Origin of the sequence: Streptomyces sp. NPDC091280 (assembly GCF_044768565.1) — a bacterium.
Taxonomy (GTDB): Bacteria; Actinomycetota; Actinomycetes; order Streptomycetales; family Streptomycetaceae; genus Streptomyces.
The window spans coordinates 209038-232558 of sequence record NZ_JBIVUZ010000004.1 but is presented as its reverse complement, the minus strand read 5'-3'; the positions used below and the strand labels follow the sequence as shown (position 1 = coordinate 232558).

Here is a 23521-nt window from a genome sequence, read left to right as displayed (position 1 = left end):
CCACGTGCCACCCCGGGGGGGAGGGAGCGCGACTTGTCTCAACAGCAGCTGGGACGTGGTCCCTTGAGAACACCGGGGACACCGGGAGCGCCCGGTCCGGTGCCGCCGGGCGGGAGTCCGCAGGGCCGGATCGTGGGCTGGCTGGGGCGGTTCGGCTGTGTGGCGGCCGGATACGCGGTGTTCCAGTTCCTCTTCGAGGTGCTGCCCGACTCGGTCGACGGGGCAGCGGCCAAGTACCTGATCGCCGGGCTGAGCGGCCTCGGCACGGCCGGGATCACCTGGCTGGCGGCGGCCCTGCTGCGCGCCCGCACGACCGGACCCGCACCGCTCCCCGCCCCCGCTCCCCCGGCACCCGCCGTCCCGGGCCCGCTGCCGCAGGTGTTCGGTTCCGCCTACGACACCCTGGTCGCCCAGGTCGCGGTGGTCGACGACCCGGTGCGCGGCCGTCTCATCGGGTGGCCGCACTCCCTCCAGGAGCTGGACGGCCCGGCCCGGCCGACCTCGCTGGCCACCGCGTACGGCCTGCACATCGTGCTGGACCTGGGCGTGCCGGACGGGCGGCTGCACACCGGCGATCTCATCGACACGCTGTGGCGGCTGCGGCTCCAGGGCGGCGGCTGGTCGGCCCGTTCGCAGGGGGCGGTGGCCCGCCCGGAGGTCACCGCGATGGTGCTGGGCGCGCTGGCGCGGGCGGGGGCCTCGCGGGAGCGGCTGGCGGACGAGGTGGCGCGCTGCGAGGCCGGGTTCACCCCCGAACTCGACAGTGCCGGGCGGGCGTTGACGCATGTCGTCACGACCGTGATGCGAGGGCTGCTGCGCGCGGCTCCGGACGCGCCGACGCTTCCCGCGCTGCGCGAGGCCCTGGTCGACGGCGCGCTGTCCGACCCGCTGCGCCAGCACCGCCGCTGCTGGAGCCACCGGCTTTCGGCACTGCCGTGGGCCGGGCACCCGGCCCGGCAGCCCGCCCAGCCCTCCGCCGCGCACACCGCGCAGGCCGTGGTCGCCCTGGACCGGGCGGCCCGGGTGCTGGGCGAGGGGCCGGTGGAGCGGGCGGCGCGCGAGGACGGGGTGCGCTGGCTGCTGGCCTGCCCGGCGACCGCGCACGACGCCTGCGCCGATCTGGCCAACCTGCGCGAGGAGGTGCGCCGCCGGCACCCGGACGACTCCTCGCACCACGAGGTGCTGAACGTACGGCACTTCACCGCGTCCTGGATCCTGCGCGCCCTGCTGACTCCGGGCGCCCTGGAGATCGCCCGGCAGGACGGCCTGGAGGAGGCCTGGCAGGAGCGGCTGAACGGCGCGGCGGGCGCGGTGTGGGCGGCACAGAGCGACGGGATCTGGTCCTGGAGCCGGGACGGGTCGACGTTCACGACGACGGAGGAACTGCGCCAGCCGATCTGGATGACCTATCAGGGGCTTTCGGCGCTGCGCGCACATGCCGTATGGATGTATCAGCCGGATACTCGAACGAGGCCGGTCCGAGGGCTGGTTGGGGAGTGAGCGCATGGGTGGCCGGCAGGTCCTGGCGGCGCGACGGCTGCTGTCCGAGGCGCTGGACGGTGATCTGTCGGACCGGGGGACGGTGAGCGCGGCCCGTGCCGTCGTCGCCGAACTGGGCTCTCCCGAGCGGCTGTTGGAGCTGGTGGCGGAACTCGCCTCCGGCGAGGGGGATCCGGAGCACTGCGCCGGGCTGTCGTACCGTCATGTGCTGGGTTTCGACAAGCTGTTGCTGATCGACGGCGGGCCCCGGCACATGCTGCGCGCTCATCTCTGGCATCACGACGCCTCCTCGATCGGTGCCGAGGACATCCACAACCACCGTTCCCCGCTCGCTTCTTACGTGGTCAGGGGGCGGCTCGCGATGGAGCTGTACGAGGCGCGCGGCGACGGCGGGATCGCGGCGGACCGCTACGAGGAGTCGCTCGCCGAGCGCAGCGCCGACTGGACGCTGCGGCGCACGGGACCGGCGCGGCTGCGGCTGACGCACGTGGGGCAGTACGCGGCGGGCAGTTCCTACGCCCTCCCGGCGAACACCCTGCACCGCGCGTGGTGCGACACGGAGGCGCCGACCGTGACGCTGTTCCTGGAGACGGGGGCCGAACGGCGGCGCCACACCGACGTGTTCACGGCGGCGGGCCCGCATCCGGGCGCGGTGCCGAAAGTGCCGCTGGACGTGAAGGACTATCTGGGCGCGCTGAACGCGCTGGCGGAGTCGCTCAGAAGTTCGTGAGGGCCTGGCGTACGACGTCCAGGTTGTAGGCGTCGATGTCGAGGCCGCAGGCGGCCAGTTCGGCGGGCCGCAGCCAGCGGTAGGCCTGGTCGGGCTCGGGGAGGGTGATCTCCAGGGACAGCGGCCTGACGAGGAAGTTGTCCTGCCAGTTCTTGGTCTCGCGGCCCTGGTAGTCGCTGACGAAGGACGATTCGCCGATCTTGCGGACGATCTCGCCGAGCAGTCCGGTCTCTTCCTTGAGCTCGCGCAGCGCGCCGTCCTCGGACCGCTCGTCCGGTTCCAGCTTCCCGCAGGGCACGCCCCACACCCGGGGCAGGAACCGCTCGGTCGCGCTGCGGCGCACCAGGAGCACGCGCCCGTCGTCGTCCATCACGACGGCAGCAGCCAGCCGCTTGTCGCCGGGGTCCATGGTCATGGTTCCTCGGTCCCTCGCCGGAGATGAGTCCAAAGGGTCTGATACCCAGGAAAGCATCCAACGTACCAGGATCGGCCCCTGCGGGCAGTGGAGCCGGTCTCACCTCCGTACCGAACCGGTCCCGCCTCGGCACGGCACCGCTCTCACCTCCGTACAGCACGGCTCTCGCCTCCGTACGGCTCCGGAACATTTCGTCGGCAGCGCGGCAACCTCCTCGGTGCGGGCGGCGACTTGGGGGCATGACCAACGCAAGACGCACCACTTCCCACCGTCGCCGCGACGCCCGCCGTATCGCCCGCAAGCCGCTCGCGGGCTCGCTCGCCGTCGTGGCCCTGCTGGGCGGCGCGTGGTACGCGACCGCGGCGTCGGACAGCGGCGGCGGCACGAGCGGCGGCACGGCCGCCGCCGGGGCGACGACCGCCTCGGCGTCCCCGTCCGACGACGCCAAGGCCTCTCCCACGACGTCCGGGTCCGCCGCCGCGAAGACCGCTCCGGCAGCCGCGGCCAAGGCCGCGACGAAGACCCCGGCCGCCGCGAAGGCCGCGACCGGCACGCTCTCGCCGACCACCACCACGGTGACGCTGGCCGCCAAGTTCCCCTATCTGACGGCCGGTTACAACAACACCCGGCAGTGGACCCGGACGTCCACGGCCGTCGCGCCCAACGGCACCCTGCGGGTCGCCTGGCCGGCCGCCGACGGCGTCCATGTCACCCCGCTCACCGCCGCCGGCACCCGCTCGGGCGCCGACACGGTCGTCAAGGGCGCCAAGGAGGTCGGCGGTCTGGTCGCGCACAACGACGGCTTCGCGCTGCTCACCCGGGTGGCGGACACCAACAAGTGGAAGGAGACGGCCGCCGCGATCATCCGCTACACGAACGGCAGGCAGACCTTCCGCACCAAGCTCACCGGCACGGCCTCCCACGACACCTCGCCCGGTCTCGACGGCCAGCTCACCTGGAACGGCACCAAGTACGGCGCGTACTTCGTGGTGCACGGCGCGGGAGGATTCGCGGACGGCCACTTCGGCGACAAGCTGGCCTACGTCAGCGCCAAGGGCGCGAAGCTGAGCGGTGGTTGGAGCTGGGGGTGCAGCCACAACGAGGGCATCGCGCTGCACGCCGAGACGACCGGCGCCTTCACCTCGCTGTGCTTCGACGACTGGCGCTCGGGCCTGTTCGTCTCCACCGGGATCGGCGCCCCGGACGTCGCGCCGGTCGTGCAGCGCGAGCAGTGCTGGGCGGGGTACTGCGGTGGTACCTTCCCCGGCCGCACGGGTGACCTGGTGAAGTCGGCGAGCGGCCGGTACGCCACGGCGTTCGCGTCCCGCGGCGCGGCCTCGGCGAAGAAGAACGCCGCCGACTCCAGCGGGCGCGGCTGGACGGTGACCCCGAGGACGAGCACCCACCAGGTCGCCGTCGCCTTCATGGCCAACCGCAACTCCGGTCCCGGCAAGGCGGTCTACCTCACGAGCGCGGCCGGCACCGAGAACGTCAACGTGCACATCGCGCCGTACGGCAAGGACCGGCTCCTGGTGTCCTGGGAGTCCCTGAAGGGCGCCAAGTGCGCGGCCGGTACCTGCACCGGCACCTTCACGGGCACCCATCTGCGGCTCATCGACTGGAACGGCAGGTTCCAGAGCGCGGACAAGGTGGTGGGCGCCCGGATCAGCGGTGACATCGCCGTCCTCAAGGACTCGACGCTGACCTGGGCGTACGCGCCGGTGACGCCGACCTACGCGAGCCCGCTCAACGGGGCCTCGCCGACCGTCACGAGTCTGCGGATCGCCCGGCTGACTCCGTGAACCAGTAGTTCGTGCGCCGCCCTCCGGCCCACCGAACGGAGACGCCGTGATCCCCGTCGACCTCCACGGACACCAGTTCCGTGAGGGGACGGGGGTCCGGCTCGCCGGTGAGCCGGACCAGGGCCACGAACAGGGTGGGCCCGTCACCGACGACCCCTTCACCGTCCAACAGGCCGTGCAGGGAGACGAGTTCGGCGCGGGTCGAGTCTCCCGCCCGCCACCCCGTCACCCGCACCGGCGTGCCCGCTACCGCGCCCGCCACCCGGTGCGCCCGCACCTCCACCGCCCCCTCGGCCATCACCACACTGGTCACCCGGGCACCGCTGCCCGCCGTGTGCCGGGAGGCCACCAGTCCCTCCCCGCCCGCCAACGGCACGATGTCCGTACGGCTCGGATCGCCGCCCACGATCACGCTGTTGTCGTACGACGGGGAGGGTGTCGTGGCGGTGGAGTAGGCGAGGCGCGTGTAGTACGGGTCGTAGCGGACGTCCTCGCTGCCGTGGTTGTGGAGGCGGACCAGGCCGTCGCAACTCGTGGACTGGAGCAGCCAGTTGGCGGGGCCGATGGTGGTGACCGCGTCCTGGCGTTCCGCCGGGCCGGGTTCCTCGACGGCCGTCCACACCTCGTGCTCGGGCGGGAGGAGCAGTCCGAGGAAGCCCTTGCTGGCCCAGTACGGGGAGGCGGGGCCCGAATAGCCTTGCAGGACGGCCGGGTCGGGGCCGTGCCAGCCGAGGGTCAGCAGGCCCTGGCCGTCGACGGCGTCGCGCTCCAGGAAGTACTTCAGGGCGCCGGACGCCAGTCGTCGGGTCTCCCCCGGCGCCAGTGGCGTACGGCCGGTCAGCGCGCCGAGCCACAGCGGGGCCGTCGTCGCGAAGCGGTAGGTGAGGGAGCGGCCCTGGTGCATGGGGGCGCCGTCGCCGCCGAACAGGCGGGCGTAGTCGGCGAGATGGCGTTCCAGGCGGCTGCCGTAGTGGTCGAGGAGCCGGGGGTCGTCGGCGAGCCAGGCGTGCAGGACCGGGTAGAGGTGCATGGCCCAGCCGTTGTAGTAGTCGAACTTGCGGCCGTCGCCGTCCGTGTACCAGCCCTCGCCGACGTACCACTGCTCGATGCGTTCCAGGCCGTGGTCGATCGCCTTGCGGGAGGCCTCGGGCTCGTGGCCGATGTCCTGGAGGAAGCCGCCGACCGTGACGGGGAACAACTCCCAGTTGCAGGGCCAGGGTTGGGCGGTGAGGGCGTCGGTGAGCCAGGCCGCCGCGCGCTGTCGTACCGGCTCGTCGAGGCGGTCCCAGAGGAGGGGGCGGGTCAGGCGCAGGGCGAGGGCGATCGAGGCCGCCTCGACGAGGGGCTGACCGCGGTCCTCGATGCGGGGCCAGACGCCCGCGACGCCGGCCGCGAGTCCGTCGGCGTAGCGCTCCAGTGCCGTCTCGTCGCGGCGGAAGGCGGCCAGCAGCAGGGTGCGGGCGTAGCCCTCCAGGCCGTCGGAGAGCCGGCCGGACCAGCTGGTGCGGGTGCCGGGGAGGTGGTAGAGCGCGTGGTCCTCGGTGGCGTAGGGCGCCACGGCGGCGAGGAGGGTGTCGGCCGCGGTCTCCCAGTGGGCGCGGGTGTAGCCGGTGCGGGGGCTCGACCCGCGGTCGTCGGCGGGCAGGTGCATCGGCTCACTCTCAGGGGCGACGGGTGCGGTGGATGGAGCCTGGGGCGCCCCGGTTCCGGTCGGAACGCCCCAGGGGTCTGTCGGTGCTCAACCCACCCGTACCCGGTCCTTGGGCAGCAGATGCCGGGCGAGGAGCGCGTCCCGGACCAGGCTCGCGTACACCGTGGCACCGTGCGCGGAGGTGTGCGTGTTGTCCTTCTTCTCGTTGTAGAGATAGATCGCCTTGGAGCCTTCCACTCCCAGCGATTCCACCAGCGCCTTGGTCTGCGCCGTGAGATCGATCAGTGTTACCCGCTCGGCGGCGGCGACCGAGCGGACGACGCCCGGCAGGTCGACGCCGAGTCCGTTCACCAGCAGCGCGGTGTCGTTGTTCAGTGTGCCGTCGGCATTGAACCAGCGTCGGACGATCGGTGTCACCAGAACCGGACGACCGCCCCTCTCCCGGATACCCGCCACGAGGGTTTCCAAGTTCGCCCGGTAGGTGGCCTCGTCGGTCGTCTTGTCGTTGTGCGCGAGCTGCACCAGGACGAGGTCACCCGGGTTGATCAGCGGCTGAACCGTCCCCCACAGCAAGGGATTCGCCAGATAGGTGACCGTGCTCTCCCCGGAATCGGCGTAGTTGGCGACGGAGACGCCCTTGCGCAGGAACTGCGGGAGCTGTTGGCCCCAGCCGGAATACGGGTCGCCCGGTTGGTCGCAGACGGTGGAGTCGCCGATCAGGACGATCTGGCGGGCGTGGCGGGCGGGGGTGACCCGGATGCCGGCGAGCGCGGGGGCGGTGCCGCCGAGGGTGAGGTCGAGGCCGGGGGTGCCGTCGGGGCCGGTGGGTTCGCCCTCGGGGGTGCGGACGTTCACGGTGAAGCTCCGGGTGACCGTCCGGCCGGCCTCGGTGGCCGTCTCGGGGAGCAGGGAGCGCCGGGTCTCGCCGCTGATCGCCGTGCTCGCGGCGAGGGGGCCGCCGAGGCGGACGGTGACGTCGTAGGTGCCGGGCGGGACGTCGAAGTGGCAGGCGGTGGCGGTGCAGTCGGCGAGGCCGGGCGGGGGTGTGCGGCCGTGGGCCCGCGCGGGTGCGGCCGGCAGGGCGGTGCTCAGGGTCAGCGCGGTCAGCAACGCGATGGTGAAACGTCTCACCGGTGGTTCCTCCGTCCGACGACAAGGCCTGGCGGTGGACCGTACCGCTCCGGACAAGCGCTTTCTAGTCCTCTGCCGAATTTCTCGCCATACCCAACTTCCAAGCCGCGAAAGCCCTTTCGCGAAATCGATTCAACTGTCACCCTCCAAAGCACCCGCACCCCCACCTCCCGAAGGAGGCACCCTCATGTCCGGATCCGTGAACAGACCGGTCCGTCGCCGCGCCTTCGTCCTCGGCACGGCGGCCGTCGCCGGTTCGGCGGCACTCGCCGGGCCGCTCGCCGAGAGCGCGTCCGCCGCGGCCTTCGGCTACAGCGACGACGGCTCGAACTACGTCGTCGACACCGGCGCGAGCCTGGTCTTCAAGGTCAGCAAGACGAACGGCGACCTGACCTCACTGGTCTACAAGGGCACCGAGTACCAGGGCTACGGCGGCAAGAACTCGCATGTCGAGTCCGGCCTCGGCACCTCCACCGTGACGATCGCGCAGTCGGGCTCGACGATCCTGATCTCGGTCGCGTACGGCACGCTCAAGCACTACTACGCGGCCCGCAGCGGCGAGAACAACGTCTACCTGTGGACCAACAAGGCCGACGACTCGGTCAGCGCGACCCGCTACATCGTGCGCGTGAAGGCCGGACTGTTCCTCAACGACCAGCCGGATTCCTACACTTACGCGCCGACCACCATCGAGTCCGCCGACGTGTTCGCGAAGTCCGACGGCCAGACCCGCTCCAAGCACTACTCCAAGAACCGGGTCGTCGACTACGACTACATCGGCTGGACCACCGGCGGCGTCGGCCTGTGGGTCGTGCGCAGCAACCACGAGAAGGCGTCCGGCGGCCCGTTCTACCGCTCCCTGCTGCGCCACCAGAGCGCGGACGGCGGCGGGTTGTACGAGATCCTGTACTACGGCGAGAACCAGACGGAGGCGCAGCGGTTCGGTCTCCAGGGCCCGTACGTCATCGCGTTCACGGACGGCGGGGCGCCCTCCTCCGCGCTCTACCACGCCAACCTCACCACCACGTGGGCCGATGCGCTCGGCATCTCCGGGTACACGGCGGCGAGCGGCCGGGGCCGGGTCGCGGGCGTGGGCATCACCGGGCGGGACACGGCGTACGCGTACACGGTCGGGCTGGCCAACTCGGCGGCGCAGTACTGGGGCTCGGCGCGGGCCTCGGACGGCTACTACTCCCTCACCGGAATCCTGCCGGGGACGTACACGCTAACCGTCTTCAAGGGTGAACTCGCCGTCTACACCGGGTCGGTGGCGGTCACCGCGGGCGGCACGACGACGCTGAACAGCATCGCGATCCCCTCTTCCAACGACCCGTCCAACGCGAGCGCGATCTGGCGGATCGGCGACTGGGACGGCACTCCGGGCGGGTTCAAGAACGCCGACCTGATGACGTACGCGCATCCCTCGGACGTCCGGGCCGCCGCCTGGACCGGCAACGTCGTCATCGGCAGCGGGACGGAGACCTCGGCGTTCCCCTGCTATCTGTGGAAGGACGTCAACAGCGGCATCGTCGTCTACTTCAAGTTGACGGCCGCCCAGCTCGCCGCCGCGCACACCCTGCGCATCGGGGTGACAACGGCGTACGCCAACGGCCGGCCGCAGGTCGTCGTCAACGACACCTGGACCTCGGCCGTGCCCTCACCGCCCACGCAGCCGAGCACGCGGTCGCTGACCGTGGGGTCCTACCGGGGCAACAACAACACGTTCACGTACAGCGTCCCGGCGTCCGCCTGGCTGACGGACGCGAGCGCCTACAACACGCTGAAGATCTATGTGGCGAGCGGGTCGGGGACCACGTCGTTCCTGAGCGCCGGCACGTCGATCGACGCGATCGACCTGCTCGCCTAGGTGCGGCAACGTCCGGGCGGGGGAGGCGACTTGTCGGCACGACCGGGCCGACCGCACGTCACCGCTCCCCCGCCCGGTGCCGGACCGCGATCAACTACCGCGTGTCCACTGCTGGTTGGTCGCCCCGCTGCACGCGTACGTGATGATCGCGGCGGAGTTGGCGGTGGAGGCGCCGGACACGTCCAGGCACTCGCCGCTCGTCCTGGCCTTGACGAGGACGTAGCTGCCGGACGTGGTCAGGCTCCACTGCTGGGTGGTGGCGCCGGTGCAGTTCTCCTGGGTGACGTTGGCCGAGTTCTCCTGGAGGCACAACGAGCTGCCCCGGCCCATGAGTTCGTAGTAGCCGGTGCCGAGGTCCTTGAACCACCACTTCTGGTTGGTGCCGCTGTTGCAGGTGTACTGGCTGATCGCGATGCCCTGCCACAGGGACTGGTTCGGTACGTCCGCGCACTTGCCGCTGTTGCGGGACACGAGCGTGTTGTAGGTCGCGCTGGTCCCGGTGATCGTGCCGGCGGCCGTGTCGATCGACACCTCCGGGTACCAGGACGCCATGGACATCGAGGTGGTGGTCGGGAAGGTCAACGGCAGCCAGACGTAACGGGAGTCGTTGACGGTGCCGCCGAAGGAGTTGCCCCAGCGGTCGCCCATGTAGAGGTAGGAGGTGCCCGAAGTGCCGGTGACCGGGAGGACGTAGGCGGTCTGCGAGTTGTAGGCGGTCGAGTCGCCGACGTTGGTGAACGCCGTCCAGGGGCCGGTGATGCTGGTGGCGGTGGCGTACTGCTGCTGGTTGGCGCTCCAGCCGGTGGCGCCCGACGTCAGCATGAAGTAGACGCCGTCGCGCTTGAAGAGGGCCGGTGCCTCGCGGTGTCCGCCGACCCACGGGTTGGCGACCAGGCTGTCGATCGCCGTGTAGTCGGCGGTGAGCTTGTAGATGTGCAGGTCGTAGTTCTCGTTGGCGGCGGAGACCATGTACGCGGTGCCGTCGGTGTCGACGAAGGTCGTGATGTCCCGGGACATGTTGTCGCCGAGCGGCTGGAAGCTGCCCTGGTAGGTGTAACTGCCGTCCACGGTCGAGGAGACGGCGACGGCGGCCTTCGCCTCGCTGTAGTCGACGCCGTTCTCCTTGTGCATCCACATCACGAACTGGCCGGTGGACGCGTTGTAGATGACCTTGGGCCGCTCGATGTAGGCGGTGCCCAGCTCGGAGGCGCTGGACTGGCTCAGGACGTGGTTGCGGAACTCCCAGTTCTTCAGGTCCGTGGAGCGGTAGGCGTCCACGTACTTGAAGGTGTTGTCGGCGTTGCGGTCCTCGCCGAACCAGTAGTAGTAGCTGCCGACCTTGATCACCCCGCCGCCGTGCGCGTGCACGGCGTTGCCCGAAGTGTCGGTGAACTGAACGCCGTTGGTGATGGTCTGGGCGGCGGCCTGGGCGGGTCCTGCGGTCACCAGTGCGGCGGCGAGTGCGCAGCACAGGGCGACGAGGATCGCGTACACACGTCTCATCTGACGCCTCTCGGAGGTGGGGGGACAACACGGCTGAAAATAGTGGGGGGTTCGGGATTTCGTACGCCATCTGCCATTACGAACGCCGAAAAGGTAAGGGTGTGTTACGGGAAGGTCAACGGGTCGCGCGTGACAAAGATGGTCACGAGTTTTCTGTTATCGGCGCGTCCGGCGCCCGTCTCCACTGACGTGCGCAGCCATACCCACAAGACAGCAGCCGCCGTAGGCGCCCTCGCGACCGCCGCCCTCCTGGTCGCGGTGCCGCCCGCCTCCGCCGCGGGCACCCGCGACGCCACCGCCGACGTCCTCGCGGACCGCGATGTCACGCTCACCGGCGACACCGTGGTCACCGTGCCGGCCGGGACGACGACGTACGACGGGGTGTTCCGCGGCGAGGGGACGCTCACCGTGCGCGGCGGCGGGACGCTGGTCCTCACCAAGGACAGCGACTTCACGCTCCCGGCGGCCCGGCAGCGGCAGAAGGTGACCACCCAGGGCGGCAACCACCCGTACACGACGGTCAGCGACCCCGACCCGCCCGCGATCACGGTCGAGCGGGGCGCGACGCTCCAGTACGGGACGGGTGGTGGCACCGGGCTGATCGGCCACTTCCCGTACAGCACCCCGGGCTATCAGCTCAACCAGCTCAACGTCCGGGTCGACGGGACCCTGCGCCTCTCCCTGACCCGCACCTTCAACATCGGCACCATCAGCGGCTCGGGCCTGGTCACACAGCCGCGCGGCATGTGGGGCACCCTCGACCTCGCCGGAACCCACCCCTTCTCAGGGGTGATCGACAACGGCACCGGTATGGCGGTCGGCCGCCCCGAGTACCCGGTCGCGCTGCCCGACGCCCGCGCGATCCTCAACCAGGGCTCCTGGATCATCGACACCCCGCTGTACCAAACGATCACCCTGCGCCAGGACTTCTACCAGCGCGCCTACGGCAGCGACGTCAACGTGCACTCCCGGCCGGGCAGCAAGGTCGTCCTCACCGGCCAGTACAGCTACACCGACCAGGGCGGCGACACCCACCCCTCGCTCAGCGACCCCGGCCTCAACTGGCGGGCGATCCCCCACCAGTTGAACAAGCGCGGCACCAACATCGAGGGCGCGGACGTCCAGTGGGGCGACGGCACCACCCACCGGATCTTCATGCCGGGCACCAAGGACACCGTCTACATCAACCTCCACATGGCCAGCGGGGTCCGCTCCCGGCTGACCTTCGACTACGACGGTCCCGTCACCCTCGGCGCGCCGATCGGCGGCGGCCGGTACCACGACACGCTGGCCGCGCCCGGCGCCGGGGACATCGTCGTCGCGGGAACGCGCGGCAACGACGTGACCTTCGCGGCCCCGCAGTACTACGACGGGTCGACGACCGTGGAGAAGGGGGCGGTGCTGCGGCTGGGGTCCGGGAAGCGGGGCGGCGACGGCGGGGTGCTGACCGGTACCCCGGTGCGGCGGATCGTCGACGACGGGACGCTCGTCTCGCGGAACGTGTCGCTTCCCGTGACACTGTCCTACCTCTCCGGCGGCGGGTCCCTGGTCCAGTCCGGCGCCGCGACCACCACGCTCACGGGCACGGCGGTCACCTACACGGGGACGACGACCGTCACCAAGGGCACGCTGGCGCTCCGGTCCGGGGCGACGCTCGCCCACAGCAGGGCGATCCGGCTCGCCTCGGCGGGCGCACGGCTGGACGTGGGGACGGCGGGGCTGCGGGTGGCGACCGCGCTCAGCGGGCCGGGCACGGTGCGGGGTTCGGTGACCAACGACGGCGTGGTCTCCGGCGGCCCCACCGTCACCGGGAACTACACGCAGCGCGCGAAGGGCGAACTGGCCCTGGGCGCCCGGCCGTTGAAGGTGACCGGCGAGGTCGCCCTGGCCGGCCGCCTCGATGTCTCGGCCGCCGGGAAGCGCCCCGCGCGGACCGTGACGATCGTGGACCACACGGGCGGCGCCCCGACCACCGGCGCGTTCAAGGGACTTCGCGAGGGCGGCAAGGTGAAGCTGGCCGGCACCACGTACCGCATCAGCTACCGGGGCGGCGACGGCAACGACGTCGTCCTGACCGCCGCCACCGCGAAGGGTTCCGCCGCGCCCACCGCGCGCCCCACGTCCTCGTCCGGGACGACGAGCACCGAGACCCGTGCCGAGAACACCGCCCGGGGCGCCGGTTTCGGCTGGTGGCCCTACGCCCTCGGGCTCGGTCTCCTCGGCGCCCTGCTGGTCCCGGCGACGGCCAGGCGCACCCGGAGCGACGGCGGACCCGGCGGCGCGGGCGGCAGGGGCGCCAGGGGCGGGAGGCACTCGGCCCGGAGCGACAGGCGCTCTCGCGGCCCCATCGACTAGCGTCGTGGCATGACCAGCGACCTCCCGCCCCGCCTCGCCGACGCCCTGGCCGCCGGACCACTCGTCCTCGACGGCGGGCTGTCCAACCAGCTCGCGGCGGCCGGGCACGACCTGAGCGACGAACTGTGGTCGGCCCGGCTGCTCGCGGACCGGCCCGAGGCGATCGTGGAGGCGCACCTCGCGTACTTCGAGGCGGGCGCCGACGTGGCGATCACCTCCAGCTACCAGGCCACCTTCGAGGGCTTCGCCAAACGCGGGGTCGACCGGGAACGGGCCGCCGAACTGCTCGCGCTGAGCGTGCGGTTGGCGCGCGAGGCGGCCACAAGGGCGCATGCGAAGGGTGTCGTACGGCCGCTGTGGGTGGCCGCCTCCGTCGGCCCGTACGGGGCGATGCTCGCGGACGGCTCCGAGTACCGGGGGCGCTACGGCCTGACGGTCGACGAGCTGGCGCGCTTCCACCGGCCCCGGCTGGAGGCGCTCGCCGCCGCCCGCCCCGACGTGCTGGCCCTGGAGACGGTCCCCGACCTCGACGAGGCCGAGGCGCTGCTGCGGGCGCTGCGCGGGCTGGACGTGCCCGCCTGGCTGTCGTACTCGATCGCCGGGGACCGCACCCGCGCGGGACAGCCGCTGGAGGAGGCGTTCGGGCCGGCCGCCGACGCGGACGAGGTCATCGCGGTCGGCGTGAACTGCAGTGCCCCCGAGGACGTGGACGGCGCGGTCGGGATCGCGGCCCGGGTCACCGGCAAGCCCGTCGTCGTCTATCCCAACAGCGGTGAGACCTGGGACGCCGGGGTCCGCGCCTGGACCGGCCGTGCCACCTTCAGCGGCGAGCAGGTCGAGGGCTGGCGGGCCTCGGGCGCGCGGCTGATCGGCGGCTGCTGCCGGGTCGGGCCCGGGGCGATCACGGCGATCCGGCACACGCTCACCCCGCGGTGACCGCCGCGATCGAGTTCCGTACGACCACGTGCGTGCCCAGCAGCAGGTGCTCGTCCGGGGACTCCGGTGTGCGGCCCAGCGCGGTGCGCACCGCGAGCCGGCCCAGCTCCTCGTAGGGGACGTGGACCGTGGTCAGGGCGGGGTACAGGTCGCGGGCGAAGGGGATGTCGTCGTAGCCGGCCAGTGAGACGTCGCCGGGGACGTCGAGGCCCGCCTCGTGCAGCGCGGTCAGCGCGCCCGCGGCGACCATGTCGGTGGCGGCGACCACGGCGGTGAACTCCAGCTTGCGGCTCAGCGCCCGGCGCATCAGCCGGTGGCCCGAGTCGCGGGTGAAGTCGCCGTGCAGCAGGAGTTCCGGGTCGGGTTCGAGGCCGCGCGCGCGGTGGGCGGCGAGGTAGCCGCGGGCGCGGCCCTGCGCGGTCGCGTGGTCGGGCTTGCCGCCGAGGAACAGGACCCGCTGGTGGCCCCGGGCCAGGACGTGCGCGACCAGGGCGTAGGCGCCGCCCTCGTTGTCGTACTCGATGACCGTGACGGGTGCGCCCGGGCCGAGCGGCGGGCGTCCGCAGAGCACCAGCCGGGAGCCGGCCGCCGCGAGGGAGTCGGCGATACGGCGGGTGCGGGTGCGGTACTCGGGGGTGTCGGCGGTGCCGCCGACGAGGATCACGGCGGCGGTGCGCTGGGCGCGCATGGTCTCGATGAAGTCCAGTTCGCGCTGTACGTCGCCCTCCGTGCTGCACACCAGGCACAGATGGCCGAGCCGGGTCGCCTCGCGCTCCACGCCGTGTGCCATCAGGGCGAACGACGGTCCGGTGATGTCCTCCAGGACGAAGGCGAGGGTCGGCGTCCCGACGCCGGCCACGGCCTTGGCGCGGGCGTCGGCGACATAGTCCAGTTCGCGGACGGCCCGCAGCACGCGGGTGCGGGTCGCGGTGCTCACCGGGTAGTCGCCGCCGAGGACCCGCGACACGGTGGACGCGGACACGCCGGCGCGGGCCGCCACGTCCCGGATGGTGCTCCCGTTCGCGTCCTGGCTCTTCCTGGTCATGTGCCGCCCCGCCCCTCCCCCGCCTGCGGAAACACGTCGACAACCGGTTCCCTGCGCGGAGCGTAGCAGTGGGCGGCGGCCGGGAGGAGAGGCGTGCGTCGGTCAAGTTCCGCGCGCGGTCGGCCAGTTCCGCTCAACGGACCGGAGCGCGCCCCACCGTACGGCGGCGGCCCATGCTCGTCGCGGCCCACCGACCGCCGGTCCCGGCAGCCGGCTCGTCACCACGGGGGAATGCGCAGTGAGCAGCACGAGGACAGTCCCGCCCGCCGGTTCCGACCGGGCAGCGGTCGCCCTGCACGCCCGGCATCTGAGCACGGGCCGGGCCCGGCTGGCGGCGATGTTCGGGAACGTCGTGGAGCAGTCCGCGCGGGGCGCGGAGGTCACCTGCTCGGACGGCAGGACCTACCTCAACTGCGGCGGGTACGGCGTCTTCCTCACCGGCGCCGCGCATCCGGCGGTCGTCGCGGCCGTCCAACGGCAGGCGGCGCGGCTGCCGTTGTCCACCCGGCTGTTCCTGGACCCGGTCTCCGGGCCCGCCGCCGAGGCGCTCACCGGGGTCGCGCCGGCCGGTCTGGAGCGGGCGTACTTCTGCGGCTCGGGGACCGAGGCCGTCGAGGCGGCCGTCAAACTGGCCCGCGCGCACGGCCGGCGGCGGCTGGTCTCGATGCGGAACGGCTATCACGGCAAGACCCTCGGCGCGCTGTCGCTCACCGCGAACCCGCTCTACCAGGACCCGTTCCGGCCACTGCTGCCGGACGTCCGCCATCTGCCGTTCGGGGACCCGGACGCGCTCGCGGCGGCGCTGGCCGACGGGGGCGAGGACGCCTGTGTGGTGGTGGAGCCGGTGCAGAGCGAGGCCGGGGTGATCGTGCCGCGGCCGGGCTATCTGGCGGCGGTGGCCGCGCTGTGCCGGGAGCACGGCGCGTTCCTGGTGGTCGACGAGGTGATGACCGGGCTCGGCCGGCTCGGCTCCTGGTGGGGCTGCGCGGCCGAGGGCGTGGTGCCGGACGTGCTGGTGACCGGCAAGGCGCTGTCCGGCGGGGTGCTGCCGGTGGCCGCCATGCTCGCCACCCAGGCGGCGTTCGAGCCGTTCGACGCGGACCCCTTCCTGCACACCTCCACGTATTCCGGGGCGCCGATCGCGATGGCCGCCGTCACCGCGACCATCGGGGTCGTCCGCGACGAGGGGCTGGTCGAGCGGGCCGCCGCCATCGGCGCCCGGCTGCTGCCCGCGCTGCGGGCGGCGGCGGCCGAGCGCGCGCCCGGTCTGGTCCGCGAGGTGCGCGGGGCCGGGCTGCTGATCGGGATCGAGTGGGCGGACGCGTGGGCGGCCGGTGAGTTCCTGCTGGAGATGGTCGAGCGCGGGGTCGTCGTCAACCACTCCCTCAACGCCCATCCGGTCGTGCGGCTGACCCCGCCCGCCGTGCTCACCCCGGCGCAGGAGACCCGGCTGCGGACGGCCGTCGAGGGTTCCCTGTCCGCGCTGGCGAAGTCCCTGACCTGACCCTTCCGAAAGGCCGACGACGCACATGAACAGCTCCGACAAGACCGCGCAGCCCAGGACCGTGCTGGTCACCGGGGGCAGCGGTGTCCTGGGCAGCGCCCTGTTGCCGCTGCTGCGCCACCACCGGGTGATCGCGCTGGCCCACCGCGGGCGGCCGTCCCCCTGCGACGAGGTCCTGGCCGGCGATGTCACCCGGCCCCGGCTGGGACTGGACGCCACCGCCTACCGCCGGCTGTGCGCGCGCACGGACGCGGTGGTGCACGCCGCCGGCACGGTCGCCTTCGGATCCGGGCGTACGACGATGCGCGCGACGAACGTCGAGGGGGCGGGGCGCGTCGCCCGGTTCGCGGCCGAGGCCGGGGCCCCGATGATCCACGTCAGCACCGCGTACGTGGCCCGCCACCGGGAGATCGCGGCAGCGGGCGGCAACCGTGCCGAACGGGCCGGGAACAGTCCCGCGGACTACGTGGCCTCGAAGATCGCCGGTGAGGAGGCGGTCGCCGCGGCGGGCGGGCGGGTCACGGTCGTCCGGCCGTCGATCATCATCGGCGACTCGGTCACCGGGGAGATCGCCGCACCTCAGGGGCTGCACACGTTCGCCCAGCAGGTGCTGCGCGACCGGCTGCCGTTCGTGCCGAGCGACCCGGCGAGCTATGTGGACTTCGTCCCGCAGGACGTGGTGGCGCGGGCGGTCGTCTCGCTGCTGGACGACGGTCCGCGCCCCGCCGAGCACTGGCTCAGCGGCGGGGCCGGGGCGCTGACCTGCGACCGGCTGGTGCGGGTGATCGTCGAGGAGGCGGCCGACGCGGGCATCGCGGTCCGCCCGCTGCGGGTGCTGGCGCCCGATGTCGTGGACCGGCTGGTCCGCCCGGCGTTCTTCGACGTGGTGCCCGCGTGGGCGCGGACCCGGCTGGACCGGCTGCTGGACATGTCGTCGGTCCTCTTCAACGAGAAGCCGCTGCCCAGTTCGCTCGCGGACATCCCCGGATGCGCGTCGGCGACCGGCGCGCGGGCCGCCGAGAACGCCTGGCGGGTGTCGGTACGACGCCTGATCACCGACCGGCTCGGCGCGCGGGCGTCGGCATGAACTCCCGCCGTTCCCAACGGAGTTCAGCTCATCGAGGAGGAGAGGGCGATGTACTTTCTTGAAGCCGAGCGCGCGGTGCTGGACCGGTTCCTGCCCGGTCTGGACGACCAACTCGCCGCGCTGCCGCAGCCCGAACGGGAGCGCCCCGGCGGCCCCGCGCTGCCCCTGTTCCGGGCGGCGGGCGGCCCGGCGCTGCTGGTCCCGGCGGAGCACCGCGGTCTCGGCGTCGGCGCGGAGGACGCCGTGTCGCTGCAACGCGCGGTCGGGGCGCGCAGTCCGTCCCTGGCGGTGGCCACCACGATGCACCATCTGTCGGTGGCCGGGCTCGTCCAGGCGTACGAGGTCGCCAAGGGCATGGAGTGGATGCTGCTGGAGGCGGTGGCCGACCAACGGCTGCTGGTCGCCTCGGGGTTCGCCGAGGGCCGGTCGGGCCAGTCGATCCTAGCCTCCTCCATCACGGCCCGCCGGGACGGCGAGGACCTGGTGCTCAACGGCGTCAAGAAGCCGTGCAGCCTGTCGGCGTCGATGGACCTGCTGAGCGTGTCGGTGACGCTCGACGCGGAGACGGCCCCGGAACTGGCCGTGGCGGTGGTCCCGGTGGCGACGCCCGGGATCTCGGTGCATCCGTTCTGGGGCAGCTTCGTGCTGGCCGGCGCGGAGAGCGACGAGGTCAGACTGCGCGACGTCCGTGTCCCACCGGATCTGGTGGTCCGCACCGGGCTCGGCGCGGACCGCACGCTGGACCCCGTGCAGACGGTGGGCTTCGTCTGGTTCGAGCTGCTGATGGCCGCCTCCTACATCGGGATGGCCAGCGCGCTGGCCGAGCGCGCGCTGTCGGCGAAGAAGACGGGTCCCGCCGAACTGGCCGCGATCCTGGTCGAGTTGGAGTCGGCCATGGGCGGTGTCCGGGGCGCGGCGGCCACCCTGGACACGGGCCGGCCGCTCGGCCAGGACGATCTGCTGCGGGCCCTGGTCTGCCGTTTCGCCGCGCAGGACGCCATCGACCGGGTGGTGCCGCGCTGTCTGGAGGCGCTGGGCGGCATGGCGTACGTCTCCTGCGACGACACCGCGTATCTCGCCGCGTGCTCGGCGGCGCTCAAGTTCCATCCGCCGTCGCGGAGATGGGCCGCCGAGGGCATGTGCGCGGCCTTCACGGGCGGCCCGCTGGTCCTGGGCTGACCGGCCCGCCGACACCGCACCGACCGGCCCGCCGGCACCGCGCCGACCGGCCCGCCGGGACTGCGCCGACCGATCCCCTTTCTCACCCCTGACACCCTGGGAGAACCCCAAGTGACCTGCCACGTAACCGTCGAGGCGATCGTCCCGGACCAGGACGCCGCCCGTGTCTTCGACCGGGTCCAGGACTACGAGCGGTACACCGAGTACACGGAGACGGTCCGGTCGGTCACCGTGACGCCCGGCCCGGCCGACACCCTGGAGTCCGCGTGGGAGGTGCGCTTCCGCGGCGGGCTGCTGCGCTGGACCGAGCGGGACGTGATGGACCCGGCCGCCCGGCGCATCACCTTCGACCAACTCACCGGAGACTTCGCCCGGTTCACCGGCACCTGGGACATCACCCAGGCCGGCCGGGACGTGACCGTGCTGTTCGCCTGCGCATTCGACCTGGGCATCCCCAGTCTCGAACCGATCATCAACCCGGTCGCGATGCGCGCGCTGGACGAGAGCATGGGCCTCATCCTGCGTGGGCTGCTGGGCGCGGAGATCCGGCTCACCGGCAGCAGGCGCGACACCTCCGCGGACCCCGACCGCCTTGCCGACACCCCGACTTGAGGAGAGCTCGTGGACAACCGCCGGACCGTCGTACTCGACCCCCACGGCCGGGACATCCCCGCCGAGGTCGCCCGGCTGCGCGCACTCGGCGCGGTCGTCCCGGTCGAACTGCCCGGCGGGATCCCCGCCTGGGCCGTCACCCGCCACGAACTGCTGAAGTCACTGATGCTCGACCCCCGCGTCAGCAGGGACGCCCGCCGCCACTGGGCCCTCTACGAGAAGGCGGGCAGCGAACCCGGATGGGGCTGGATCTACAGCTGGACCGGCATCGTCAACATGCTCAGCTCCTACGGCCCGGACCACACCCGGCTGCGGAAACTCGTCGCACCGAGTTTCACCCGGCACCGCACCGAGACCATGCTGCCCCGGGTGCGGCGGATCACCGCCGCTCTGCTCGACGCGCTGGAGGAGGTTCCGGAGGGTCAAGTCGTCGACCTGCGGGCCGAGTTCGCGCATCCGCTGCCGATGCGGATGATCTGCGACCTGTTCGGCGTGCCCGACCGTATGCGGGCCGCCGTGGCCCGGCTCATCGAGTCGATCATGGACACCACCGGGGGTCCCGAGCAGGCCGCGAACGTCTTCGAACAGATCGTGACGGTGCTGCCCGAGCTGATCGCGGAGACGACCCGCGAGCCCGGCGACGACCTGACCACCGAGCTGATCACGGCCCGCGACCAGGGCGACCGGCTCTCCGAGGAGGAGCTGATCCACACCCTGCTGCTCGTCATCGGCGCCGGTTTCGAGACGACGGTCAACCTCATCGGCAACGCCGTCCACGCGCTCCTGCGGCACCCCGAGCAGCTCAAGCGGGTGCTGGCCGGGCAGTTGGAGTGGGAGCAGATCGTGCAGGAGACGCTGCGCTGGGCGCCGTCCATAGCGAACGTCCCGCTGCGCTACGCGGTCACCGACATCACGCTCGCCGAGGGGACGACGATCCGGGCCGGGGAGGCCATCCTGACGACCATCGCGGCGGCGGGGCACGACCCGGAGCGCTTCGGGCCCGACGCGCATCTCTTCGACGCGTCGAGGAACGCGGACGGGCATCTCGCCCTGGGCATCGGGGTGCACCGCTGTGTCGGTGCCCCGCTGGCCCGGATGGAGGCACTCACCGCGCTGCCCGCGCTCTTCGAACGCTTCCCGGGCATCTCGCTCGCGGTCGACGACGACGCCCTCGAACAGGTCCCGTCGCTCATCGCCCAGGGCTGGCGCGAACTGCCGGTCCGGCTCACGCCCGCGCCGCCCGCTCCCCGGTCGTGACCACGCGTTGCACAACCGGTTTCTATCCGTCCTCGGCCGGGCCGCCTCAGGACGACTTCGGCACGTCCCCGGTCCGCCGCAACCGCCGTACGACCGACCGCAGTTCGACGGCGCCGCGCGCGGGCGTGCCCACCACCGGGGCGGCCGGCTCGCGGGTGGCCGGGTCGGCCGCCCACAGGGCGAACTCGGGATCGCGCGGGCCGTGGGCGACGTAGGGCGCGCCCTCGCCGAAGATCCGGACCGGGTGCGTGTCGTCCCAGGCCGGCCAGCCCGGGTCGCCGTCCGCGGCGAACCGCACCCAGGCCCCGTGCATGGCGTCGGCGAGGTCCTGGGGCGCGCCCTCGCCCGCGAGTTTCGCGGCCTCGGGGGCATCGCCCGTGTCGAAGACGAAGCCGAGTTCGAGGGCATGGCAGGCGCCCAGGCCGGGGAGGTTGGAGGGCCAGGCGAACTCGTAGACGTGGGAGTGTCCGGGGCGGGCGTCGGCGAGGCGGTGCAGCGGGTAGCGGAGCAGGTGGTCGGTGACGAGCTGGCCGACGGTCTCGGCGGTGCCGGCTCCGGGGTGCAGGGCGCGGTAGCCGCGGGGGACCTCGACACCGCAGTGGCAGCGGGCCATCGCGCCGGCCAGGGCGACCGCGCCGAGCCGGTCGACGCGCTCGTGCAGGCCGCCGGGGACCAGCCAGAGCCGGTACTCGTCGCGGGTCCAGCCCATCAACAGGTCGACGTCCCGGGCGACTTGCCCCTCGACGAGGGCCTCCAGCGGGTCGCGGGGCACCAGTTCGCCGTCGATGACGATGCCGAACGTGGGTCCGCCGAGCACCGGGCTGCTGAGCCGGCCCACGTCGGCCTGGGTGCGCAGCAGCAGGTCGCGGTCGACGGCGGCGAAGGCCTCGGCGGTGGCGGGGACCTTCAGCCGGGTGGCCATCCGGCGCACCATGCGCCGCACCTTGTCGCGGTCGAAGGCCTCGGGCGGCCCGCTCTGGAGGACGGCGCGGCGGACGAGTCCTTGTGCCTGCGGGGCGGCGAGGAGGGCGCCGATGCTGATCGCGCCGGCGGACTGCCCGAAGAGGGTGATGCGGTCGGGGTCGCCGCCGAACGCCGCGATCGACTCGTGCACCCAGCGCAGCGCGGCGAGCTGGTCGCGCAGGCCGGGGTTGGCGGGCGCGTCCGGGAAGAGTCCGTAACCCTCCACGCCCAGGCGGTAGTTGACCGAGACGAGGACGGCTCCGTCCCGGGCGAAGGCGTGTCCGTCGTAGACCGGGACGGCCGAGGAGCCCCGGGTGAGCGCGCCCCCGTGCAGCCACACCATGACCGGCAGCCGGGCGCCCCGGCCGGGTTCCGGGGTCCACACGTTGAGGTTGAGACAGTCGTCGCCGGGCACGACGGGGTCGGAGAGCAGCTTGGCGAAGGCGTCGGAGTACGGCGGTTTCGGCGCGGTCGCCCCGAAGTCGACCGCGTCCCGCACCCCGTCCCAGCGCTCGGGCGGTACCGGCGGGCGGAACCTGCGCGGCCCGAAGGGCGGCGCGGCGTAGGGGACGCCCCGAAAGACCGCGATCCCGCTCTCGTACCGCCCGCGCACCGCCCCGTAGGGCGTGCCCACCACGGGCCCCGCCTGCTCCGCCGCCATGACCGTCATCCGCCCACCAGCTCCTCACCGCGCTCGTGAACCATGCTCATCAGAGCATCACACCGCACCCGGCTATTCCGGCGGACGAGCGCGGCTGGACGGGTTATCGGTGCGGGTGCCCGGACGGTGCCGTGCGGATGCGGCGCGGTGTCGTGGCGGAGGGGTGCGGGACCGCGTGTCCGCCGACCGATTGACCCCCGCTCCCTCGCAGATCTACGGTAGAAGACGCTTTCAGAAAACGTTTCCGACCTAGCTTTCCACGCCGCACTACGGGAGGGTCATGCCCAGCGCCCAGCCGCCGAGGGCCGTGTTCGCCATGGATCCGGTGCACCTGCCCCTGCTCTTCCCCCCACCCCTGATGGCACGGCTCCGGCAGAGCGCCGAGATCGACCCCGGGCTCGTCGTCCGGGACTTCGCCGCCCCGGAGGCCGCTCGCGCGCTGGCCGGGGCCGACGTGCTGATCACCGGCTGGGGGTGCCCGCACCTGGACGCGGGCGTCCTCGCGGCGGCGCCCCGGACACGCGCCGTGCTGCACGCGGCCGGGTCGATCCGCTCGCTGGTCGGCGAGGCGCTGTGGGAACACGGCGTGACCGTCTCCAGCGCCGTCACCGGCAACGCGCTGCCGGTCGCCGAGTACACCCTCGCCATGGTCCTGCTCGCCGGGAAGGACACCTTCGCGCAGCGGGAGCGCTTCCGCAGCACGCACACGCATCCGACGCCCGCCGAGACCGCCGCGATCGGCAACCTCGGCCGCCGGATCGGCGTCATCGGCGCCTCCCGGGTGGGCCGCCGGCTGCTCGAACTGCTCCGCCCCCACGACTTCGAGGTCCTCCTCCACGACCCCTACGTCGGCACGTCCGAGGCGCTCGCGCTGGGCGCCGAACTCCTGCCGCTGGACGACCTGTTGAGTCGCAGTGACATCGTCAGCGTGCACGCCCCCGACATCCCCGAGACACAGCGCATGCTCGACCGGGGGCGGCTCGCCCTGATCCGGGACGGCGGGGTGCTGATCAACACCTCCCGGGGCGCCCTGATCGACCACGACGCCCTCACCGACGAACTGCTCTCCGGCCGGCTGACCGCGGTCCTGGACGTCACCGAGCCCGAGCCGCTGCCCTCCGCGTCCCCGCTGTACCAGCTGCCGAACGTCTTCCTCACCCCCCACATCGCGGGCTCCCTCGGCAACGAGCTGGCGCGGCTCGGCGGCATCGTCGTGGACGAGGTGGAGCGGCTGGCCGCGGGCCTGCCGCTGGCCCACGAGGTACGGCACGCGGACCTGGCCCGTGTCGCCTGACCGGGGCCGTCCACAGGGCCGCCTGCCTG

Annotated in this window: 18 protein-coding genes; 12 read left to right on the top strand and 6 right to left on the bottom strand. The window is 72.7% G+C overall.

Annotated elements, in window-relative coordinates:
• Positions 1–33 precede the first annotated feature (33 nt).
• Together ACIQPR_RS14350 and ACIQPR_RS14345 are read left to right on the top strand one after the other, a co-directional pair.
• Positions 34–1500, top strand: coding sequence for a hypothetical protein (locus ACIQPR_RS14350; RefSeq protein WP_403646965.1), 1467 nt, complete (start codon positions 34–36; stop codon positions 1498–1500).
• Positions 1501–1504: 4 nt separating this feature from the next.
• Positions 1505–2230, top strand: coding sequence for a hypothetical protein (locus ACIQPR_RS14345; RefSeq protein WP_403646962.1), 726 nt, complete (start codon positions 1505–1507; stop codon positions 2228–2230).
• On the opposite strand, the gene ACIQPR_RS14340 is transcribed toward ACIQPR_RS14345, so the two are convergent.
• On the bottom strand, positions 2217–2639 hold the full coding sequence (locus ACIQPR_RS14340) for an NUDIX hydrolase (protein ID WP_403647910.1): 423 nt from the start codon (positions 2637–2639) through the stop codon (positions 2217–2219). The genes ACIQPR_RS14345 and ACIQPR_RS14340 overlap by 14 nt on opposite strands.
• A gap of 245 nt (positions 2640–2884) precedes the next feature.
• Here ACIQPR_RS14340 and ACIQPR_RS14335 point away from each other — a divergent pair, with 245 nt between their 5' ends.
• Entirely contained in the window at positions 2885–4447 is a 1563-nt protein-coding gene (locus ACIQPR_RS14335; protein ID WP_403646959.1) for a hypothetical protein, read from the top strand.
• On the opposite strand, the gene ACIQPR_RS14330 is transcribed toward ACIQPR_RS14335, so the two are convergent.
• Positions 4413–6098 carry a DUF2264 domain-containing protein gene (locus tag ACIQPR_RS14330; protein WP_403646957.1) on the bottom strand — a complete coding sequence of 562 codons (1686 nt, stop codon included), beginning with the start codon at positions 6096–6098 and terminating at the stop codon, positions 4413–4415. The two genes, ACIQPR_RS14335 and ACIQPR_RS14330, sit on opposite strands and share 35 nt — an antisense overlap.
• A gap of 87 nt (positions 6099–6185) precedes the next feature.
• Complete coding sequence (locus ACIQPR_RS14325) at positions 6186–7229, bottom strand: rhamnogalacturonan acetylesterase (protein WP_403646954.1); 1044 nt, start codon at positions 7227–7229, stop codon at positions 6186–6188.
• Between the two features lie 187 nt (positions 7230–7416).
• Here ACIQPR_RS14325 and ACIQPR_RS14320 point away from each other — a divergent pair, with 187 nt between their 5' ends.
• Complete coding sequence (locus ACIQPR_RS14320) at positions 7417–9096, top strand: rhamnogalacturonan lyase B N-terminal domain-containing protein (RefSeq protein WP_403646952.1); 1680 nt, start codon at positions 7417–7419, stop codon at positions 9094–9096.
• 90 nt (positions 9097–9186) lie between these two features.
• On the opposite strand, the gene ACIQPR_RS14315 is transcribed toward ACIQPR_RS14320, so the two are convergent.
• Complete coding sequence (locus tag ACIQPR_RS14315) at positions 9187–10599, bottom strand: RICIN domain-containing protein (RefSeq protein WP_403646949.1); 1413 nt, start codon at positions 10597–10599, stop codon at positions 9187–9189.
• A gap of 189 nt (positions 10600–10788) precedes the next feature.
• On the opposite strand from ACIQPR_RS14315, the gene ACIQPR_RS14310 reads away from it, so the two are divergent.
• Positions 10789–12954, top strand: coding sequence for an autotransporter (locus ACIQPR_RS14310; RefSeq protein ID WP_403646947.1), 2166 nt, complete (start codon positions 10789–10791; stop codon positions 12952–12954).
• Positions 12955–12963: 9 nt separating this feature from the next.
• The gene (gene mmuM / locus ACIQPR_RS14305) at positions 12964–13890 is read left to right on the top strand and encodes a homocysteine S-methyltransferase (RefSeq protein WP_403646944.1); all 927 of its coding nucleotides are present in this window, start codon (positions 12964–12966) and stop codon (positions 13888–13890) included.
• Here mmuM and ACIQPR_RS14300 read toward each other — a convergent pair.
• The gene (locus ACIQPR_RS14300; RefSeq protein ID WP_403646941.1) at positions 13877–14935 is read right to left on the bottom strand and encodes a LacI family DNA-binding transcriptional regulator; all 1059 of its coding nucleotides are present in this window, start codon (positions 14933–14935) and stop codon (positions 13877–13879) included. The two genes, mmuM and ACIQPR_RS14300, sit on opposite strands and share 14 nt — an antisense overlap.
• A gap of 238 nt (positions 14936–15173) precedes the next feature.
• Between ACIQPR_RS14300 and ACIQPR_RS14295 the strand changes: the two genes are divergently transcribed.
• The 5 genes from ACIQPR_RS14295 to ACIQPR_RS14275 all read left to right on the top strand — a co-directional run bounded on the left by ACIQPR_RS14295 (position 15174) and on the right by ACIQPR_RS14275 (position 20574).
• Positions 15174–16439 carry an aspartate aminotransferase family protein gene (locus ACIQPR_RS14295; RefSeq protein ID WP_403646938.1) on the top strand — a complete coding sequence of 422 codons (1266 nt, stop codon included), beginning with the start codon at positions 15174–15176 and terminating at the stop codon, positions 16437–16439.
• Between the two features lie 25 nt (positions 16440–16464).
• On the top strand, positions 16465–17526 hold the full coding sequence (locus ACIQPR_RS14290; protein WP_403646935.1) for an SDR family oxidoreductase: 1062 nt from the start codon (positions 16465–16467) through the stop codon (positions 17524–17526).
• A gap of 48 nt (positions 17527–17574) precedes the next feature.
• The gene (locus tag ACIQPR_RS14285) at positions 17575–18705 is read left to right on the top strand and encodes an acyl-CoA dehydrogenase family protein (protein ID WP_403646932.1); all 1131 of its coding nucleotides are present in this window, start codon (positions 17575–17577) and stop codon (positions 18703–18705) included.
• Positions 18706–18816: 111 nt separating this feature from the next.
• Entirely contained in the window at positions 18817–19317 is a 501-nt protein-coding gene (locus tag ACIQPR_RS14280; RefSeq protein ID WP_403646930.1) for a type II toxin-antitoxin system RatA family toxin, read from the top strand.
• A 9-nt stretch (positions 19318–19326) separates the two neighbouring features.
• Positions 19327–20574 (top strand): cytochrome P450, encoded by a 1248-nt coding sequence (locus ACIQPR_RS14275; RefSeq protein WP_403646928.1) that lies wholly within the window; start codon positions 19327–19329, stop codon positions 20572–20574.
• A 46-nt stretch (positions 20575–20620) separates the two neighbouring features.
• Here the strand turns inward: ACIQPR_RS14275 and ACIQPR_RS14270 are convergent, their stop codons facing one another.
• A complete protein-coding gene (locus ACIQPR_RS14270; protein WP_403647907.1) occupies positions 20621–22198 on the bottom strand; it encodes a carboxylesterase/lipase family protein in 1578 nt (525 codons plus the stop codon).
• 280 nt (positions 22199–22478) lie between these two features.
• Between ACIQPR_RS14270 and ACIQPR_RS14265 the strand changes: the two genes are divergently transcribed.
• Positions 22479–23492, top strand: coding sequence for a hydroxyacid dehydrogenase (locus ACIQPR_RS14265; RefSeq protein WP_403646925.1), 1014 nt, complete (start codon positions 22479–22481; stop codon positions 23490–23492).
• The last annotated feature ends 29 nt before the right edge of the window (positions 23493–23521 follow it).

Bases quoted from the DNA above. Each gene is read 5' to 3' on its own strand.
- ACIQPR_RS14345 (WP_403646962.1), top strand. From the start codon at position 1,505: ATGGGTGGCCGGCAGGTCCTGGCGGCGCGACGGCTGCTGTCCGAGGCG.
- ACIQPR_RS14340 (WP_403647910.1), bottom strand. From the start codon at position 2,639: ATGGACCCCGGCGACAAGCGGCTGGCTGCTGCCGTCGTGATGGACGAC.
- ACIQPR_RS14335 (WP_403646959.1), top strand. From the start codon at position 2,885: ATGACCAACGCAAGACGCACCACTTCCCACCGTCGCCGCGACGCCCGC.
- ACIQPR_RS14330 (WP_403646957.1), bottom strand. From the start codon at position 6,098: ATGCACCTGCCCGCCGACGACCGCGGGTCGAGCCCCCGCACCGGCTAC.
- ACIQPR_RS14320 (WP_403646952.1), top strand. From the start codon at position 7,417: ATGTCCGGATCCGTGAACAGACCGGTCCGTCGCCGCGCCTTCGTCCTC.
- ACIQPR_RS14315 (WP_403646949.1), bottom strand. From the start codon at position 10,599: ATGAGACGTGTGTACGCGATCCTCGTCGCCCTGTGCTGCGCACTCGCC.
- mmuM (WP_403646944.1), top strand. From the start codon at position 12,964: ATGACCAGCGACCTCCCGCCCCGCCTCGCCGACGCCCTGGCCGCCGGA.
- ACIQPR_RS14300 (WP_403646941.1), bottom strand. From the start codon at position 14,935: ATGACCAGGAAGAGCCAGGACGCGAACGGGAGCACCATCCGGGACGTG.
- ACIQPR_RS14290 (WP_403646935.1), top strand. From the start codon at position 16,465: ATGAACAGCTCCGACAAGACCGCGCAGCCCAGGACCGTGCTGGTCACC.
- ACIQPR_RS14285 (WP_403646932.1), top strand. From the start codon at position 17,575: ATGTACTTTCTTGAAGCCGAGCGCGCGGTGCTGGACCGGTTCCTGCCC.
- ACIQPR_RS14270 (WP_403647907.1), bottom strand. From the start codon at position 22,198: ATGGCGGCGGAGCAGGCGGGGCCCGTGGTGGGCACGCCCTACGGGGCG.
- ACIQPR_RS14265 (WP_403646925.1), top strand. From the start codon at position 22,479: ATGCCCAGCGCCCAGCCGCCGAGGGCCGTGTTCGCCATGGATCCGGTG.